At 40.9% G+C, this 16957-nt stretch carries 14 protein-coding genes; 3 read left to right on the forward strand and 11 right to left on the reverse strand.

Annotation, left to right across the window (positions count from 1 at the left end; genetic code table 11):
* Nucleotides 1-525 precede the first annotated feature (525 nt).
* The 9 genes from EKM61_RS00005 to EKM61_RS00045 all read right to left on the reverse strand — a co-directional run bounded on the left by EKM61_RS00005 (nucleotide 526) and on the right by EKM61_RS00045 (nucleotide 10951).
* Complete coding sequence (locus tag EKM61_RS00005; protein ID WP_068225232.1) at nucleotides 526-1269, reverse strand: YebC/PmpR family DNA-binding transcriptional regulator; 744 nt, start codon at nucleotides 1267-1269, stop codon at nucleotides 526-528.
* A 236-nt stretch (nucleotides 1270-1505) separates the two neighbouring features.
* On the reverse strand, nucleotides 1506-3320 hold the full coding sequence (gene glmS, locus EKM61_RS00010) for a glutamine--fructose-6-phosphate transaminase (isomerizing) (RefSeq protein WP_068225234.1): 1815 nt from the start codon (nucleotides 3318-3320) through the stop codon (nucleotides 1506-1508).
* A 425-nt stretch (nucleotides 3321-3745) separates the two neighbouring features.
* Complete coding sequence (gene glmM / locus EKM61_RS00015) at nucleotides 3746-5104, reverse strand: phosphoglucosamine mutase (protein WP_068225237.1); 1359 nt, start codon at nucleotides 5102-5104, stop codon at nucleotides 3746-3748.
* A 30-nt stretch (nucleotides 5105-5134) separates the two neighbouring features.
* Entirely contained in the window at nucleotides 5135-6262 is a 1128-nt protein-coding gene (locus EKM61_RS00020) for a CdaR family protein (RefSeq protein WP_068225239.1), read from the reverse strand.
* Complete coding sequence (cdaA, locus tag EKM61_RS00025; protein ID WP_068225242.1) at nucleotides 6259-7098, reverse strand: diadenylate cyclase CdaA; 840 nt, start codon at nucleotides 7096-7098, stop codon at nucleotides 6259-6261. The genes EKM61_RS00020 and cdaA overlap by 4 nt, the downstream gene beginning before the upstream one ends.
* A 58-nt stretch (nucleotides 7099-7156) precedes the next feature.
* Nucleotides 7157-8230 carry an ABC transporter substrate-binding protein gene (locus EKM61_RS00030; protein ID WP_068225244.1) on the reverse strand — a complete coding sequence of 358 codons (1074 nt, stop codon included), beginning with the start codon at nucleotides 8228-8230 and terminating at the stop codon, nucleotides 7157-7159.
* Nucleotides 8227-9051, reverse strand: a complete 825-nt coding sequence (locus tag EKM61_RS00035; RefSeq protein WP_068225247.1) for an ABC transporter permease — start codon at nucleotides 9049-9051, stop codon at nucleotides 8227-8229. Before EKM61_RS00035 ends, EKM61_RS00030 begins: the two co-directional genes overlap by 4 nt.
* Nucleotides 9048-9860: an ABC transporter permease gene (locus EKM61_RS00040; protein ID WP_068225251.1), complete on the reverse strand. Its 813-nt coding sequence runs from the start codon at nucleotides 9858-9860 to the stop codon at nucleotides 9048-9050. Before EKM61_RS00040 ends, EKM61_RS00035 begins: the two co-directional genes overlap by 4 nt.
* The gene (locus EKM61_RS00045; RefSeq protein WP_068225253.1) at nucleotides 9857-10951 is read right to left on the reverse strand and encodes an ABC transporter ATP-binding protein; all 1095 of its coding nucleotides are present in this window, start codon (nucleotides 10949-10951) and stop codon (nucleotides 9857-9859) included. The genes EKM61_RS00040 and EKM61_RS00045 overlap by 4 nt, the downstream gene beginning before the upstream one ends.
* A 165-nt stretch (nucleotides 10952-11116) precedes the next feature.
* Here EKM61_RS00045 and EKM61_RS00050 point away from each other — a divergent pair, with 165 nt between their 5' ends.
* Complete coding sequence (locus tag EKM61_RS00050) at nucleotides 11117-12115, forward strand: YhdH/YhfP family quinone oxidoreductase (protein ID WP_068225255.1); 999 nt, start codon at nucleotides 11117-11119, stop codon at nucleotides 12113-12115.
* 157 nt (nucleotides 12116-12272) lie between these two features.
* Here the strand turns inward: EKM61_RS00050 and EKM61_RS00055 are convergent, their stop codons facing one another.
* Both EKM61_RS00055 and murB read right to left on the reverse strand, forming a co-directional pair.
* Nucleotides 12273-14420 carry a cation:proton antiporter gene (locus EKM61_RS00055; protein WP_068226241.1) on the reverse strand — a complete coding sequence of 716 codons (2148 nt, stop codon included), beginning with the start codon at nucleotides 14418-14420 and terminating at the stop codon, nucleotides 12273-12275.
* Nucleotides 14421-14485: 65 nt separating this feature from the next.
* Complete coding sequence (gene murB, locus EKM61_RS00060; RefSeq protein ID WP_068225256.1) at nucleotides 14486-15406, reverse strand: UDP-N-acetylmuramate dehydrogenase; 921 nt, start codon at nucleotides 15404-15406, stop codon at nucleotides 14486-14488.
* A 185-nt stretch (nucleotides 15407-15591) separates the two neighbouring features.
* Between murB and EKM61_RS00065 the strand changes: the two genes are divergently transcribed.
* Both EKM61_RS00065 and EKM61_RS00070 read left to right on the forward strand, forming a co-directional pair.
* A complete protein-coding gene (locus EKM61_RS00065) occupies nucleotides 15592-16344 on the forward strand; it encodes an exodeoxyribonuclease III (RefSeq protein WP_068225259.1) in 753 nt (250 codons plus the stop codon).
* A 41-nt stretch (nucleotides 16345-16385) separates the two neighbouring features.
* The gene (locus EKM61_RS00070) at nucleotides 16386-16922 is read left to right on the forward strand and encodes a 3'-5' exonuclease (RefSeq protein WP_125636133.1); all 537 of its coding nucleotides are present in this window, start codon (nucleotides 16386-16388) and stop codon (nucleotides 16920-16922) included.
* Nucleotides 16923-16957 lie beyond the last annotated feature (35 nt).

The raw sequence follows: 16957 nt of genomic DNA on the forward strand, positions 1-16957 counted from the left end.
GGGGAAGTATACTCTCCTCACAATTAGAACTATCAATATTTTACGTATCACCTACTTGACTTCTGACCACAAGTCTTATCAATAAATTACGTAAAACGTAGCACCGTTTTATTTAACTGATGAAATGAAGTTAAGCGGCTAGGACAAAAGCCCTAGCCGCTTACTATTTCTGATCATTACTCTAGTGGCGTGTAGCGTTCATATTTAAATTGAATTATATCGCTACCAAAAATAATGCTTATACCACTTGCCATTGAATTACACGTGGGCAGATTTAGGTTAGATTCCATTCCAGTGCGCGAGGACGGAACGCGTGGCGGAATGGTACCTAAACTATTCGTTCCTGTTCCAGTTAGGTTTTAGCGTTTTTAAAACTAGTTAATAGTTTTAAATATGGTCGTTACGATCCACTAGAACGTACGCCCAAAATCAGAGTTCTCGTACCTTTGTCACACCACTGTTTTCATTTTTGGCGGATATAAAAAAGCACTTGGCTATTTTGCCAAGTGCTTAAAATTACAATTATTATTTAGCGTCTTCATTATCTGGTAATTCACCAGTATGGTAAACTTCCGATACGTCGTCATCATCTTCGAGAAGATCAATCATTCGTTCGAATTGTTCAACCTTATCCGTTGGAACTGGTGTTGTGTTCTCAGGAATCATGGTTAATTCAGCGTTGGCTAACTTATAACCTTTTGCTTCCAAAGCATCACGAACAGCTGCCAATTGCTTCGGATCAGTGTAAATTTCGAAAGCTTCATCTGAAGTTTCCATATCATCAGCACCAGTTTCCAAAGCATCCTCTAACATCTGATCTTCATCAACGTCCAAATCTTCACGTTCGATTACGATATAGCCACGCCGATCAAACATGTAAGCAACTGAACCTGAAGCACCTAAGGCACCACCATTACGCGTAAAAGCAACACGTACATTAGATGATGTCCGATTTTTATTATCCGTTAAAGCATGAACTAAAACGGCAACACCACCTGGTGCGTAACCTTCATAAGTAACTTCTTCATAATTTGCTGTATCAGTATTGGAACCCTTATCAACCGCGTGTTTAACATTATCCTTCGGCATATTAGCAGCTCGTGCCTTATCCATAATCAAGCGTAGTTGGGGGTTTGAAGAAGGATCAGGACCCCCAGCTTTTACAGCCATATATAACTCGCGAGATATTTTTTGGAAGATTTTTCCACGCTTTGCATCTTGGGCGTTTTTACGGCCCTGGATGTTATGCCATTTTGAATGTCCTGACATGTTATTTCCCTCTTTCCTTTATCAAAAAATTGTGTCAATTCAATAAGACACCTAGACTATATTATCAAAACTAGCCGTCGCTGACAAGACCCACCACCAATAAATTGATACCGATTACTTATTTTTAGACTGAATTATCTCCACTTAAAAAAACTAACCAATTGAATTTGGCAAAAAAATAGGTTAGACCATTTAGCAATCATTGCCAAACGGACTAACTTACTTTTAGATTAAGTTTATTCTACCGTAACTGCCTTTGCCAAATTACGTGGTTTATCAACATCATAGCCCCGATTCAAACTAGTGTAATAAGCTAATAATTGAGCTGGCACAACGGTTAATAATGGTGTCAACATTGGGTCAACATCCGAGAAAGTAATGTTATCTTCAGGTTGAGCAACGCTATCCATCGCAATGGTTAATACGTGTGCACCACGGGCCTTAACTTCCTGGATATTTCCGCGAGTATGACTTGCTACACGCTTATCGGTGATGATCGCCATAACTGGTGTACCATCCTCAATCAACGAAATGGTACCATGTTTCAGTTCAGCACCAGCAAAGCCTTCCGCTTGAACGTAAGAAATTTCTTTTAACTTCAGTGCTGCCTCTAAAGACACGGCAAAATCATAACCGCGCCCAATATAAAAGGCATTACGGGTTGTAGCCAAATAATTCTTGGCTAACGAGTTAATCAATTCTTTTTCATCAACTAAACTTTGCATTTCATTGGCCACGATACTCAACTGACCTTTAACGTCAAAGTCAGTGGCCGTCGTTTGCTGGCGAACGTCACCTAATGCTTTAGCCAAAATCGTTTGTAAGGCAATTTGTGCCGTGTAGGCCTTGGTCGAAGCAACTGCGATCTCGGGGCCGGCGTCAAGTAACATCGTGTACGTAGCCTCACGTGACAAGGTTGATCCTTCTGAATTCGTGATCGTTAAACTTGGGTAGCCCCATTGATTAACCTTAACTAACACTTGGCGACTATCAGCTGTTTCACCACTTTGTGATAAGAAAAGGAAGAACGGTTTTTTGGACAATAATGGTGTGTTATAGCCAAACTCACTTGCCAACTGAACTTCCGTTGGAATATTGGCCAATTTTTCGAAAATTGATTTTGCAACTAGGCCTGCATTATAGCTGGTCCCGGCTGCTAAAATATAAAGCCGATCCGCCTGGTTCAGCGCCTTTAAAAGATCGGTTTCAATTTTAGGCTTCCCTGCATCATCTAAATACTTCTGGAGCAAGGTTCGCATGACGGCTGGTTGTTCGTCAATTTCCTTTAACATATAAAATGGGTAAGTGCCTTTTTCAGTATCACTTTCGTTAATCGAAACGTGATATGATTTTCGGGTAACAGCTTTGCCGGCCAATGTTTCAATCGCAATTCCATCTTTTTTAACCGTCACAAGTTCGCCATCATGGAGTTCAACAAAATCCTTGGTTTGACCAACCATTGCCATGGCATCCGAGCAAACAACGTTAAAGCCATTACCCACACCAATTAACAACGGGCTCTTATTCTTAGCAACGTATAATGTGTCTGGATCTTCACGGTCAACTAACAAGAACGCGTAAGAACCATCCAGCAGCTGAACTGTTTTCCGAAAGGCTTCCTTACCGGAGAGTTGCTCGTTGGTTGCAAAATAGTCAACCAATTGAACAACAACTTCCGTATCGGTCTGACTGACAAGATGAACACCCTGCAAATATTGATCACGTAATTCAGCATAGTTATTGATGACACCGTTGTGGACCAAATAAAAACGACCATCAGCCGATACATGTGGGTGCGCATTAACGTCACTAGGAATACCATGAGTTGCCCAACGTGTGTGCCCAATTCCCATGGTTCCTTTCACTTCAGGTCCAATTGCCTTTTTAAGGTCCGCAATTCGGCCCTTCGTTTTAACTAAATAATCATGACCATTTTGATCGTTAACGTAAACACCTGCTGAATCATAACCACGGTACTCTAACTTTTGTAACCCGTTGATTAAAATATCAACGGTATTTTCTTTTCCGATAACACCAACAATTCCACACATAAAAAACATCCTCTTCTCAGATTAATATTGAAGTTCATGTTTCCAACTGCGTGATTGCCGCTTTATTGCAAGCTTACACTTGTTTTTAACGATCAATCTGTAGAGTGCAGACCCTGAAGCCACCCGCCGATATTCGATAGACTTCTTCCTCGTCAACCAAAAATTTTTGGCCCAGGCGCTTTCCATTATATTGGTATAGACACATCCTTTTCTCATTTAGTAATTGGAAACACTTAAAACTATAGCTTTAAGTTGAACAGTTGTCAATTATAGTTCACATAAAAATAAATATTTTAATATTGGTATACTATCATTAATCATAAGCCAAGGCACAAAAATAAGGAACAATCACAAATCTTTTTGTAATTGTTCCTTATTTTTTTAATATTCACAATTATCTAGTTGGTAAAAAAATCATTGCTAAGCTATTCGACACCAACTTGTTCCCGAACAACGGCCGCGATTCGGTCAACGTACTGACCAACTTCTTCTTTGGTTGGTGCCTCGGCCATTACTCGCAGTAATGGTTCAGTTCCACTTGGGCGTACTAAAACACGACCATCACCGTTCATTTCTTTTTCAACGGTGTCAATAACATCCTTAATCGTTGGGTTATCTAAGGCCTTTTTCTTATCGGCAACTTTAATATTAACCAATTTTTGCGGATAAGTTTTGACTGGCTCTGCTAATTCGGAGAGTTTTTTACCCGTTTGCTTCATAACGTTTAATAATTGAATAGCCGTTAAAAGCCCGTCACCTGTTGTATTATAATCAAATAAAACAACGTGTCCTGATTGCTCGCCACCTAGGTTATAGCCGCTCTTACGCATCTCTTCAACAACGTAGCGATCACCGACCTTAGTTTGTAGGGACTTCAAACCATCAGCCTCTAACGCCTTATAAAGGCCCATATTACTCATGACCGTTGTGACGACAGTATCCTTCTTTAGTCGGCCACGCTGAGCAAAATAATTGCCCAAAATGTACATGATCTTATCACCGTTAACAATCTTACCTTCTTCATCAACTGCAATACAGCGATCACCGTCACCATCAAAGGCAACACCAGCCTGTGCTTCCTTATCAACAACGGTTTCTGCAAGCTTTTCGGGATGAGTTGAACCAACACCATCGTTGATATTCACACCATTTGGTTTAGTTGCGATTGTCGTAAATTCAGTCTCTAAATCGGCAAATAAGCGGGTGACAATTCCACTGGTAGCTCCATTGGCCGCGTCAACAACAACATTTAAGCCAGACAAATCTTCTTGTAAGGTTTGTTCTAAGAATTGCGTGTACTTTAATACACCTTCTGAATAGTCCGCAACAGTTCCAAGACCTTCTTTTGATGGTCGTGGTAACGTGTCCTTGGGTTCATCCAACAAGTCTTCAATCTCGGCTTCTTGTTCGTCCAGCAACTTAAAGCCATCAGGGCCAAAAAACTTAATGCCGTTATATTCAGCTGGATTGTGCGAAGCTGTTATCTGGACACCAGCGGCAGCTCCTTGAATACGAGTTAAATAGGCTACAGCTGGTGTTGAAATAACACCTAAAGACATAACCTCGATGCCGACTGACAACAAACCAGAAATTAATGCTTCTTCTAATAACTGACCAGAAATTCGTGTGTCCCGCGCAACCAAAACAAGTGGTTTTTTATCTTGATTTTCCTGGTATTTAGCTAGAACATAGCCACCAGTTCGACCAACGCGAAAAGCCAACTCGGGCGTTAATTCTTGATTTGCAACACCTCGTACGCCATCGGTTCCAAAATATCTTCCCATAACTTAAATTCCTCGTTTCTTTTTCATTTATTAATTAGACTGTGAGCTGCTACTACTCGAACTCTCTTGGTTCGCACTCTGACTTGACTCCGAACTCGATTCAGAAGAAGTCGTGCTACTTGAACTATCATTCTTACTGGAAGTAGCAGTGACACTGCTACTGGCAGCACCACTTTCAGCCGTTGTGTCATTATTATTAGTCCCATCATCACTAACGGAGACAAGTACCTGAACACTCTTAGGACTGCACTGCAGATTACTACTACCCGGATCAAGGCTGATTGTCTTAGTGGTCGAAGATGAAGCATCGTCCACTGGCACATCAACCGTTAGATCTTTCAATTTATCAAGTTCACTCTGCGGTCCCGTTACGGTAACTGATTTGGTATCTGAAGACAGCTTAACTGATTTACCATCTGCTGGTGTCCCAGTGGCCTTCAAATTAATACTTACTTTTTTAGACGGATGTTCCACCGGTATGGTCACTTTAACTGCTTGTGGATCCATTAAAACATTAACCGTATTTCCTTTGCTATCCAACGCTTGCAGTAAAGTTTCCTGGGAAATATCACTTTCAATATTGTTCTTTGTATTTACGGTTGCAACGACTTGCTCAATTGAATTTACAGCCGAACGTGATCCTGTAACAGTGGTCGTCGTTTGATTCAAACTAATATCGCCCGTTGTGTAGCCGGTTGCCAAATTAGCCTTATTAAACTTGACCTGAATTGGAAAACGCTTAGTTTCCTTCCGTTGAACATCAATCGTTACTCGCTGGGGACTAATACGGTAACTAAGTTCCTTGTTTAGCCCTTCCTGGCGCAAAGTAACGACGTGTTTGCCAACACCCAGTCGTTCAAGGTTGGCCATTACTTTAAAATTTTGTGTATTAGTTGTTGCCGTTACTAAAGCACTGGGCCCTTCAATCTTAACCTTAACTTTTTCAGGATAACCGGTAATAAAATATTTATCCGTATCGGCGTTGATCTGTAGCGGCACCGTAATTGTTTTTGATTTATTTGCTAACATTGTACTACTGCTACTAGCAGCCTGCCGTGTTGAATTGATCCGATCAATATTAACGTAGGTAAACAACATGATCGCAAAAATCAGTGCTAGACCACGATAAACCCAAGGGCTATTAAAAAATTTGTTCATTTTTTAATTCCCCCTTTAATGACTGCGTCGATAAATTCTTGCACAACATTTCGTTGCGGTTGCTCAGGCTTCAATAATTCACGACGCAAAATTTTAAGGTAATCTTCTTGGGATAGATCACGCATCATTTCACTATTTTGGGTGATCATGACCCCACCAGTTTCTTCTGAAACAACAATCGTTAAGGCGTCGGTTACTTCACTAATCCCGACGGCTGCCCGATGTCTTGTCCCTAATTCTTTAGGAATAAGATTACTGTCTGATAATGGTAGGTAGGCTGCAGCCACCGCAATTCGCCCATTTTGAATGATTACCGCACCATCATGTAAGGGCGTGTTAGGAATAAAGATATTAATCAATAATTCCCCGGTGACATCGGCGTCCAAGGTAATTCCAGTTTCGATATAATCTTCTAAACCGGTATTTAATTGTAACGTCATTAAGGCACCAATCCGCCGCTTTGACATGTACTGAATCGCCTTATCAAGCCCGGCAATCATGCGCTTTTCCTGTTCATTTTGCGAACGATTGCGCACAAAAATTGAACCGCGACCTAAATGCTCCAAGCCTCGTCGAATTTCAGGTTGAAATATAATTACTGTGGCGATAACGCCCCAATTAATGACCTGATCCATAATAAACGAAACAGTCCGTAGCCCGATTCCCCAACTGATCAATTTAATTACCACGATCACAACTATTCCCTTTAATAGTTGCACCGCCTTGGTTCCCCGAACTAACATGATCAACTTATAAATGAAATACCAGACAACAAAGATGTCTAATAAGTTGACGATGTTACCCCAGTTTAATAGATCATTCCAATTAATTGACATAGGCTACCTCCACTTCTTATAAACTTGCGTTATTATTATAGCACGAACGGGACTACTTTTAGTGACCATGCATCTTAAATTCAAGAAATTTATCATTATAAATACCAACCATCCGCGGTCCTAAATCCTGGTAAACCTGCAGATGACTAATCGTTTTTTCATCTGGATAAAACTGTGGATCATGAGCAATTGCTTTGGGCAACTTTTTTTCGGCCGCCTTATTTGGTGTGGCGTAACCAACATAAGTGGCATTTTGAGCGGCATTTTCCGGTCTTAGCATGAAATTAATGAACGCGTAAATGGCTTTATAGTGCTTAGCCGTCTTTGGAATCACTAAATTATCAAACCACAGATTGCTTCCTTCACGCGGTACAACATAATGTAAATGAGAATTATTCGCCATCATCTCAGATGCCTCGCCGGACCAAGTAACGGCCAATGCTGCCTCGTCTTGCGCCATATACATTTTAATCTCATCTGCGACAACGGCCTTAACGTTAGGACTTAATTGATCGAGCCGCTTTTTTGCCGCATTCAACTGGACTAGATTAGTTGTATTAACTGAATGACCTTGTTCGATTAAGGCCATTCCCATAATATCCCGAGCAGAATCCACCAACATAATTTGATTACGGAAACGTGGCGACCATAAATCACGCCAATGTTGTACCTGATTAGCCTTAACCATCTGATCATTGTAGACAATCCCTAATGTTCCCCAAAAATAGGGTACTGAGTAACGATTATCCGGATCAAAACCAAGGTTAAGAAAACGCGAATTTATGTTAGCCAGACCGTGAATTCGAGATTTATTTAACGGTTTTAATAAATGTGCTTTCCGCATTTTTTGAACCATATATTCTGATGGGACGGCCAGATCATAACTAGTACCACCCTGCTGAATTTTAGTAAACATTGCTTCGTTACTATCAAAAGTTTCAACACGAACTTTGTAGCCTGTTTCATGTTGAAACTTTTTAATGAGTTGTGGATCAATATAATCGCCCCAATTGTACAAGGTTAACGTATCGGAACTGGTTAGTCCTTGTGCCTTTTGTAAATGGCTACTCGTCATAAACAATAAGAAACAAACCGCCAAAATTCCTAAAATAAAACTAATTAATCGTTTCATTTAATTTGAGTTGCCTCCAATCGTTGCCGCTTTCGCGTTCGTTTGGAAGAATTATACTGATTGAGAAAATAATACCCTACGACTAACAACAAAGAAAAAACGAACATCAACGCAGATAGTGCATTAATTTCTAAACTGATCCCTTGCCGCGCCCGGGCATAAATTTCAACCGACAGCGTTTCAAAGCCATTCCCAGTAACAAAAAAGGTCACCGCAAAGTCGTCTAACGAATAGGTAAAGGCCATGAAATAACCGGCAAAAACACCTGGGGCAATGTAGGGTAAAATGACCCGACTAAAAACTTGAAAATTGGTAGCGCCTAAATCAGTTGCGGCGTCAATCAAAGATAAATTCATCTCGTTTAGCTTAGGAAGCACCATTAACACCACAATTGGAATGGAAAAAGCAATATGGCTTAATAAGACGGAGCCAAAACCCAGTTTGAACCCTAAAAAGGTAAAAAAGATTAAAAAACTGGCCCCAATAATGACATCTGGCGAAACCATTAGGATATTATTCAATGATAAAATGGCGTTTTTAACAACCGGCCGCTTGACACTGTAAATCTGTAATGCCCCCAACGTTCCAATAATAGTCGCCAAAAGTGATGACAAAAGTGCAATTAATAATGTATCAACAACAATCTCGATCATCCGGGAATCACTAAATAATTCCGTATAATGCTGCCAAGTAAAACCAGTAAAATGCGTCATAGTTCCGCCACGATTAAAGGAATAAAAGATTAAATAAAAAATCGGTACGTAAAGTAACGCAAAAACGAAAATTAAATATAAATTTTGCCAACTAAATCGTTTTTTCATTCACCTTTTCGCCCCTTTTTTCGTCGTTCACCAGTGACAAACATAATAATGACCATTGCAACAATTAAAACAACCCCAATTGTGGAACCCATCCCCCAGTTCTGTGTTACTAAAAAATGCTCCTCAATTGCTGTCCCTAGCGTGATCACCTTATTACCGCCGATTAAACGCGTTAGCATGAATAGCGATAACGAAGGAATGAAAACGGCCTGGACGCCGGCCTTAACACCGTTTATCGTTAAAGGAAAAATCACCTTACTAAAGGTTTGCCAATTAGTCGCACCTAAATCACGACTGGCATTAACGAAGGATGGGTTCAGCTCATCAATAGCGTTAAAAATTGGTAAGATCATAAACGGAATTTCAATGTAGGCCGCAACAAAAATAAAACTAGCGTTGGTAAATAACAGTTGCTGGGGGCCAATCCCAACAAAGGTAAGAAAATGATTCACCGACCCATTTTGACTGAGAATCCCAATAAACGCGTAGGCTTTCAATAACAAATTAATCCAGGTTGGTAAAATAATCAGCAACAACCACAATTGCTTATTTTTAGTTTGATTTAGCCAATAGGCCGTTGGGTAACTGATCAATAGCGTTAACAACGTGATCAATAGTGCGTACCAAATCGAATTAAGCGTCATTTTAAGGTAGGTCCCCGAACCAAAGTAGGCTTGATAGTTAGCAAGCGTTAAATGGCCACTAATATCAAAAAATGATTGGTAAACAATCAGGACTAACGGCGCAATTACAAAAAGAACGATCCAAAGAATGTATAAGAAGCTATAAGCCGGATTAAAACGTTTCATTCTTCTTCACCTTCATAAGTCTCAAGCCGCGCGTCAAATTCTTCTTCTGATTCACCAAAACGCATAACGTGCACATCCTCTGGCCCAAAACTAATCCCCACCTTTTGTCCAATGGTGGCCTTATGCACGGCGTGAATGAGCCACTGATTATTTGCGCTGTCATGACTCATAATTTCGTAAATATTTCCCCGGAAAACTTGCGTATCTACCGTCACAGTGAGCTTCCCCTTGGTTACATCCGTTAAAACTAAGTCCTCAGGGCGTAGCACAATTTCAACGGGCTCGTCTGGTCGCATTCCCGCATCCGCACACTCAAACTCCTTACCAACAAAAGAAACTAAGTAATCCTTGACCATTTTTCCTTTGACGATGTTACTTTCCCCAATAAAATCCGCAACAAAATGATTAATTGGTTCATCGTAGATATCCACTGGATTACCTTGCTGCAAAATCTTGCCATTATTCATTACAAAAATTTCATCACTCATCGCCAGTGCCTCACCCTGATCATGGGTCACAAATAAAAAAGTAATGCCTAATCTACGCTGTAATTGGCGTAATTCAACTTGCATTGCTGTTCGCAGCTTGGCGTCTAAGGCGGATAATGGTTCGTCCAACAACAAAACTTCTGGCTCGTTAACAATGGCCCGGGCAATCGCAACCCGTTGTTGCTGACCACCAGATAACTCGGCAATCTCGCGATCATCATAGCCCGTTAGTTGAACTAGACGTAATGCTTCAAGCACACGTTGGCGAATTTCTGCTTTAGGAACTTTTCGTAAACTAAGACCAAAAGCAACATTATCAAAAACATTTAGATGGGGAAAAAGTGCGTAGTCTTGAAATACTGTATTAACTTTACGTTTATTTGCGGGTAAGTTATTAATCTTTTGCCCTTTGAATTTGATTTCACCACTCGTTGCGCTTGTAAAGCCGGCTAGGATTCTAAGAATAGTTGTTTTACCGCAACCAGAAGGCCCTAGCAAAGTATAAAATTTGCCTTGTTCTAATTCAAAATTAATATCATTTAAGGCAATTGTGTCACCATAACGCTTATCAACGGCTTCAAAACTAATAATTGTATTTGCCAACGCACATTGCTCCTTTTTAGTTAAATTATTCGCTTTTAAGTTTAATTCACAGCACCCCCAATTATATCGGACAAAATGCTTTTTTTAAACCTTTTCCGTACTTGTTTTACTGTTGTGAAATGGCTTACAATAATAAGAAAGTAAATTCACTTTGGAGGGAAGCACATGACTGACTACCAGGCTTTAGAACTCACACAAGAAGCGGACACGATTATCCCGCAATTTACTACCCGGACGCTACAACCACTTGAAAGTGGTCAGGTCCAAATTAAGGTCGACTATTCCAGTATCAATTTTAAAGACGCCCTAACGCTTAACGCAAAAAGTGGCGTTCTTCACCATTACCCCCAAATTCCCGGCATTGATGCTGCAGGCGTGATTGTTAACAGTGCTTCCACTAAATTATTGCCTGGAACCGCCGTGGTTGTGACTGGTTTTGGTCTGGGTATTAATCATCCTGGTGGCTTTGCCGAATACATTACCGTTCCCGAAAGTTGGGTGGTTCCTTTGTCCAACGGCTTAACAACCAAACAGGCCATGTTTTTTGGGACCGCGGGCTTTACGGCGGCGCTATCCATTTTGACCCTGCGCCAGCACAGTTCAATGCTAAATCCACAAGCACCACTGCTTGTCACTGGTACTACCGGCGGCGTTGGCGGTCTAGCACTCATGATGCTTCACCAATTGGGCTACCAAGATCTCACTGCGGTCACCCGCCAACCACAACAGCAATCATATTTAGAACAACTTGGCGCAACTCAAGTAATTAATCCTGCTGAGCTAATTAATGATCAAAAACGACCGTTACTTAAACAACAATACACTGGTGTTGTTGACGCAGTTGGTGGCAGCCTTTTAAATAATTTACTTCCGCAAATCAGCTACACCGGTGCCGTCGCCTTATCTGGCAACGCCGCTGGCATTCAATTGGCCGCCACCACTTTGCCCTTTATTCTTCGCGGAATCACTCTGTACGGTATTGACTCAGTCAATGTTCCCATAAAACAACGACCAGTAATTTGGCAACATTTGGCCACTGATTTTTGGCCAACCAATTTAACCGATTTCAAAGTAAGAACTGTTCTATTCAAAGATTTAGGATTATTCCTACCAACTTACTTACAATCACCTCGCCAGGGCCGCGTGATTGTAAAGATCTCCTAGTGGCGTGTTGGAAAAAGCGTTTAGATTCCTGCAGTTACAATGCATCAACTGAGTATCATTTGAAACAAACAAGGGACCAAACAATAATCACTTTTGGCCAACTACAGTCATGAAATAACGGCAGTAGTCCTAATTAATGATTATTGCTTGGCCCTTTTTAATTATCCTCAACATTATCAGCTAGCAGTAGTGCGTTTTCTGAATAATTAACGTACTGCCGCAACTTGGCAGCTAACTGCCACGAAATATACCGCTCCTCCAGCATATTTTGGATTCCGGTTCGCTCTGCAGCTAAGGCCTTCAAACGTAGTTCACGCATCTGCCGATCATACGTTACGCGTGGCGAATGGCCTTGAGCGTGATTCATCTGTTTAATTTGCTCAATTTGGTTACGATAGTTAACAATAATCTGGTAAATAAGTTGCCGATTATACCGGTGTTTTTTAGCCGCCGTTGTTTTCAAAAAGGTAGAGAGTGCCTTGATGCCACCCTTTGCACACTCTTTTTCAACGTATAAACGTTCATTATAGAAGGGGCCTTTTTGCCGGTGTGCAATAACCTGATACCGCAACCGATTTAAGTTATGCCGAAGATGGCCTATTTGAACTAAGATATGGGAACCATTTAATTGTTTGGGTAAATTAATTAACATTTGTCGCCGCCGAGCCAGATTCTTTTGAAAATATGAGTAGGTTCTCCCCTGAATTTTACCCTCTTGCCATAATTGATCTAACACTTGGGCTTCACCATTCAAACCAACTTGGCGAAGTTTTAGTTCATCTTCTAGAAAAGGAACTAATTGTTCTTCTGTTCGATTAGCAACTTGAAGTTGGCGGATCATCTCTTGGTATTCCGAAATAAGGTCATAGACTGCCCGTTGATTTGACGTATGCCGCTCACTTTCTATTCGTCTCACGGCCAATTGCATCGTATAAATTCTTGCCTTAACCTCTGGTAATTCTTTCTCAGAGGGCTTCTCCACCATTCCTTGGGCCATATTTTCCTGTGATTGTAACTCGTCATCCCCACCTAAATCACTACCACGAGTCATGATTGAAACTTTGCTTTTGGTAATTAGTGGGATAAAAATAACCGCCATCAACAGGCTTAAAATAATAACCCCCGCCGCAATAAAAAGCATAATGGAGCGTTCAGGAAATGGTGCCCCAGAAGCAACATAATAAGGTACTGATAATACACCGGCCATTGTGATCGCACCACGAACACCGGACAATCCAGAGAGTAGTGCAACGCCAATACTTGGTCGAACATCGTCTTTGGATGGATTAAGGTAGTGGAAGAGCATATTACCTAGTGTCCAAATAACCCGTAATGCGAAAATCGCCAGCCAAACTAAAATAACGTCTAAGATTGCTACTGGCGTACTATCATTAGGATTGCGAATAGTTTGCGTCATTGCAACCGGCAATTCAATGCCAAGTATGATGAAGACAACCCCGTTTAATAAATAAATAGCAATATCCCAAGTTCTTTCTGTGACAATTTTTAATTCCGGCAAATAACCTGCATAATTTTGATTAGAAAAATTATAGACAATCCCCGCTGCCACAACGGCAATAACCCCAGATGCATGGGCACCTTCTTCGGCCACTAAATAAATAATAAACGGTGTAACCAACTGTAAAACAGTATGTAAAACAACATCACTTATTCCCTGCTGCAGTAAAAAGGCCTGCAGTCCCCGAATTAAATACATCAGGGCAACCCCAACCACTGCACCAACTAGCGCAATGTAGAAAAAATCAGTTGTTGCGTGCTGCCATGAAAACAAACCGGTAACAGTTGCGGCAATTCCGTACTTAAACCCAATCAGGCCACTGGCATCATTTATAAGACTCTCACCGCTAACTAAATGCAGCACACCATCCGGTAATTTGGCCTGACTTGAAATCGATTGTACGGCCACTGGGTCAGTTGGTGAGATAATAGCCGCCAACGCAAAACTAGCTGCCAGTGGTAGATCAGGTACCAGCCAGTGGATAACATAACCACCTACTATGGTTGTCGCCAAAACAAGAAAAATGGCGTTTGCAATAATCGGCCCGCGTAAGGCCCATAACTCGGCCTTGGGAAAATGGCGGCCATCATTAAATAGCAGTGGTGCTATGAATAGCAGCATAAACCAATCCGTTCGCAAAGGAATTTGAACTTTAAAGGCCAAGGCCAACAATAGACCTAGCGCAATTTGCAATAAACTTACAGGAAGAAAGGTTAAGTAATGGCTAATAATATTTGATACAAGGACAAGGCAGATTAAAATAATTATTGCTTCTAACATTGTCATTGTCATTACGCAATTTCCTCCTTTTTAATAATAAATGGTCGACCCAAAAAGAGTCGACCACGTCGTTAGTTTTTTGATTCAGGATCTTCACCAATAATCCGTACTTCAGGTTCCAGTTGAACCCCAGATTTTTCTAAAACTGTTTTCTGAACAAAGTGAATTAAATCAATATAATTAGTCGCGGTCCCATGGGCAACATTTACCATAAAGCCAGCGTGCTTAGTTGAAACCTGAATGCCACCAATTTGTTTACCTTGTAGCCCAGCTTCATGAATCAATTTACCAGTAAAATAACCGGTTGGTCGCTTGAAGACACTTCCACAAGAGGGGTACTCTAAAGGTTGCTTAGACGCTCGTAACGCATTTAATTCGTCCATTCGTGCCTTAATCTTAACCGGGTCACCCTTTTTTAGTTGAAACTGTGCTTCTAGCACAATTCCTTGATTCTCCTGAACAAGACTGTGACGATAGCTAAAATGAAGCTCGCGGCCGCTGAACTTCTGTACTTGGCCATTTGGTAACAACAACGTCATCGCACTAACAACTTCACTCATCTCACCATCGTAAGCGCCAGCATTCATGAACATTGCGCCACCAATACTACCGGGAATGCCCGCCGCAAATTCTAAGCCAGTTAGGCCACCCTGCCAAGCAGCGATTGTTGTATCAATAATCTTGGCACCGGCTTGCACAATGATTTCTTTACCAACTACCTGAATTCGATGCATTTTAGTCAGAATAAGGACTAGCCCACGAATACCGCCATCCTTCACGATTAAATTACTGGCATTACCTAAAATTGTAAGTGGTAATTGTTGCTCACGGGCGTAATTAACTAAATCAGTTGTTTCAGCGATTGTCTTTGGAAAGGCCAGGTAATCTGCCGGCCCACCAGTTTTTGTATACGTATAATGACTTAAAGGTTCATTTAATTTAATATCAGTTTTCGAAAATTTTTGTTGGATCGTCAAAACATCATTTAACATACTTTGTGCCATTCCTTTCGGAAATTTATTCTTGTTATTATTTTAGCATGAACATTACTAGATTAACAGCTAGCAACTTCTAGGTAACCTGCTTTGTCTTTTGGCCAATTGTTTTGTAAAATGGAGAAGAAATCACTGTCCTAACTTCAATAAATAAAACTGTACGGTCAACTGGAGGAACTAAAATGAAATTTATTTCGTGGAACGTTAATGGCTTGCGGGCCATTCTTAAAAAGAATTTTATGGACGTCTTTGAAGAACAAGATGCCGATTTCTTTTGTGTTCAAGAAACAAAACTACAAGCGGGTCAAGTTGATCTTGAGCTGCCTGGCTACCACCAATATTGGAATTACGCAGATCGCAAGGGCTATTCAGGTACTGCCATTTTCACTAAACATGAACCTTTGACGGTTCGTTACGGAATGGACATCGATGAACACGACCATGAAGGCCGTTTAATCACGCTAGAATACCCTGATTTTTACGTGGTTACTTGCTACACACCCAATTCCCAAACTAAATTAAAACGATTAGATTACCGGATGCGTTGGGATACGGCCTTTCGCAATTACGTCACTGAACTTTATAAAGTTAAATCAGTGATTTTCTGTGGTGATTTAAATGTTGCTCACGAGGCAATTGATTTAAAAAATGATCAGTCTAATCATCATAATGCAGGCTTTTCAGACGAAGAACGAGAACAGTTTACACAGCTATTAAAGGCTGGTTTCACCGACAGTTTTCGTTACTTTTACCCTGATCAAACTGGCAGCTATTCTTGGTGGAGCTACCGCTTTAACGCCCGGGCAAACAATGCTGGTTGGCGAATTGACTACTTTGTAACCTCCAATGACCTACAACCTAAATTAACGCGGGCGAGCATCTTAAACGATATTATGGGCTCTGATCATTGCCCAGTAGTATTAGAAACCAACTAACGACATCTAAATTTTTAACAATTAAGAAAGCGGGTAAATCAATGAACTTTGTTGCAATGGATTTTGAAACTGCGAACAGCAAACGCTATAGTGCCTGTTCAATCGCGCTTACAATTGTTCGTGATAGTCAGGTAGTTGATGAATTTTACTCACTAATTAAACCTGATACGCCGTTTAGCCGGCGTAATGAAAAAATTCACGGCATTCATACGGCTGACGTTAGTACCGCACCGGATTTTCCAGCTGTTTGGCCGCATATGGCACCTTTTTTCCAGCGAAACCGATTAGTTGTCGCGCATAACGCTAATTTTGATATTGGGGTTCTCCGCAGCTGTCTAGAGCACTACCAATTACAGCAACCTGAGTACTTAGCGCTAGATACGGTAAAAACAAGTCGCCAATTCTTCCCTGAATTTCCTAATCACAAGCTGGATACCGTTTGCCGTGAGTTAGAAATTGATTTATACCATCACCACAACGCATTAGATGACAGCCTAGCTTGTGCTAATATTTTGCTTTGTGAAGCCAATCAATTTGGTACCGCCCCATTACAAAAATTAGTTAAGGTCATCGCTTAGTGAAGCAAATGCTTTGCTTAATAACCTTTCAACCA

Source organism: Loigolactobacillus backii, assembly GCF_003946275.1.
Classification (GTDB): Bacteria; Bacillota; Bacilli; order Lactobacillales; family Lactobacillaceae; genus Loigolactobacillus; species Loigolactobacillus backii.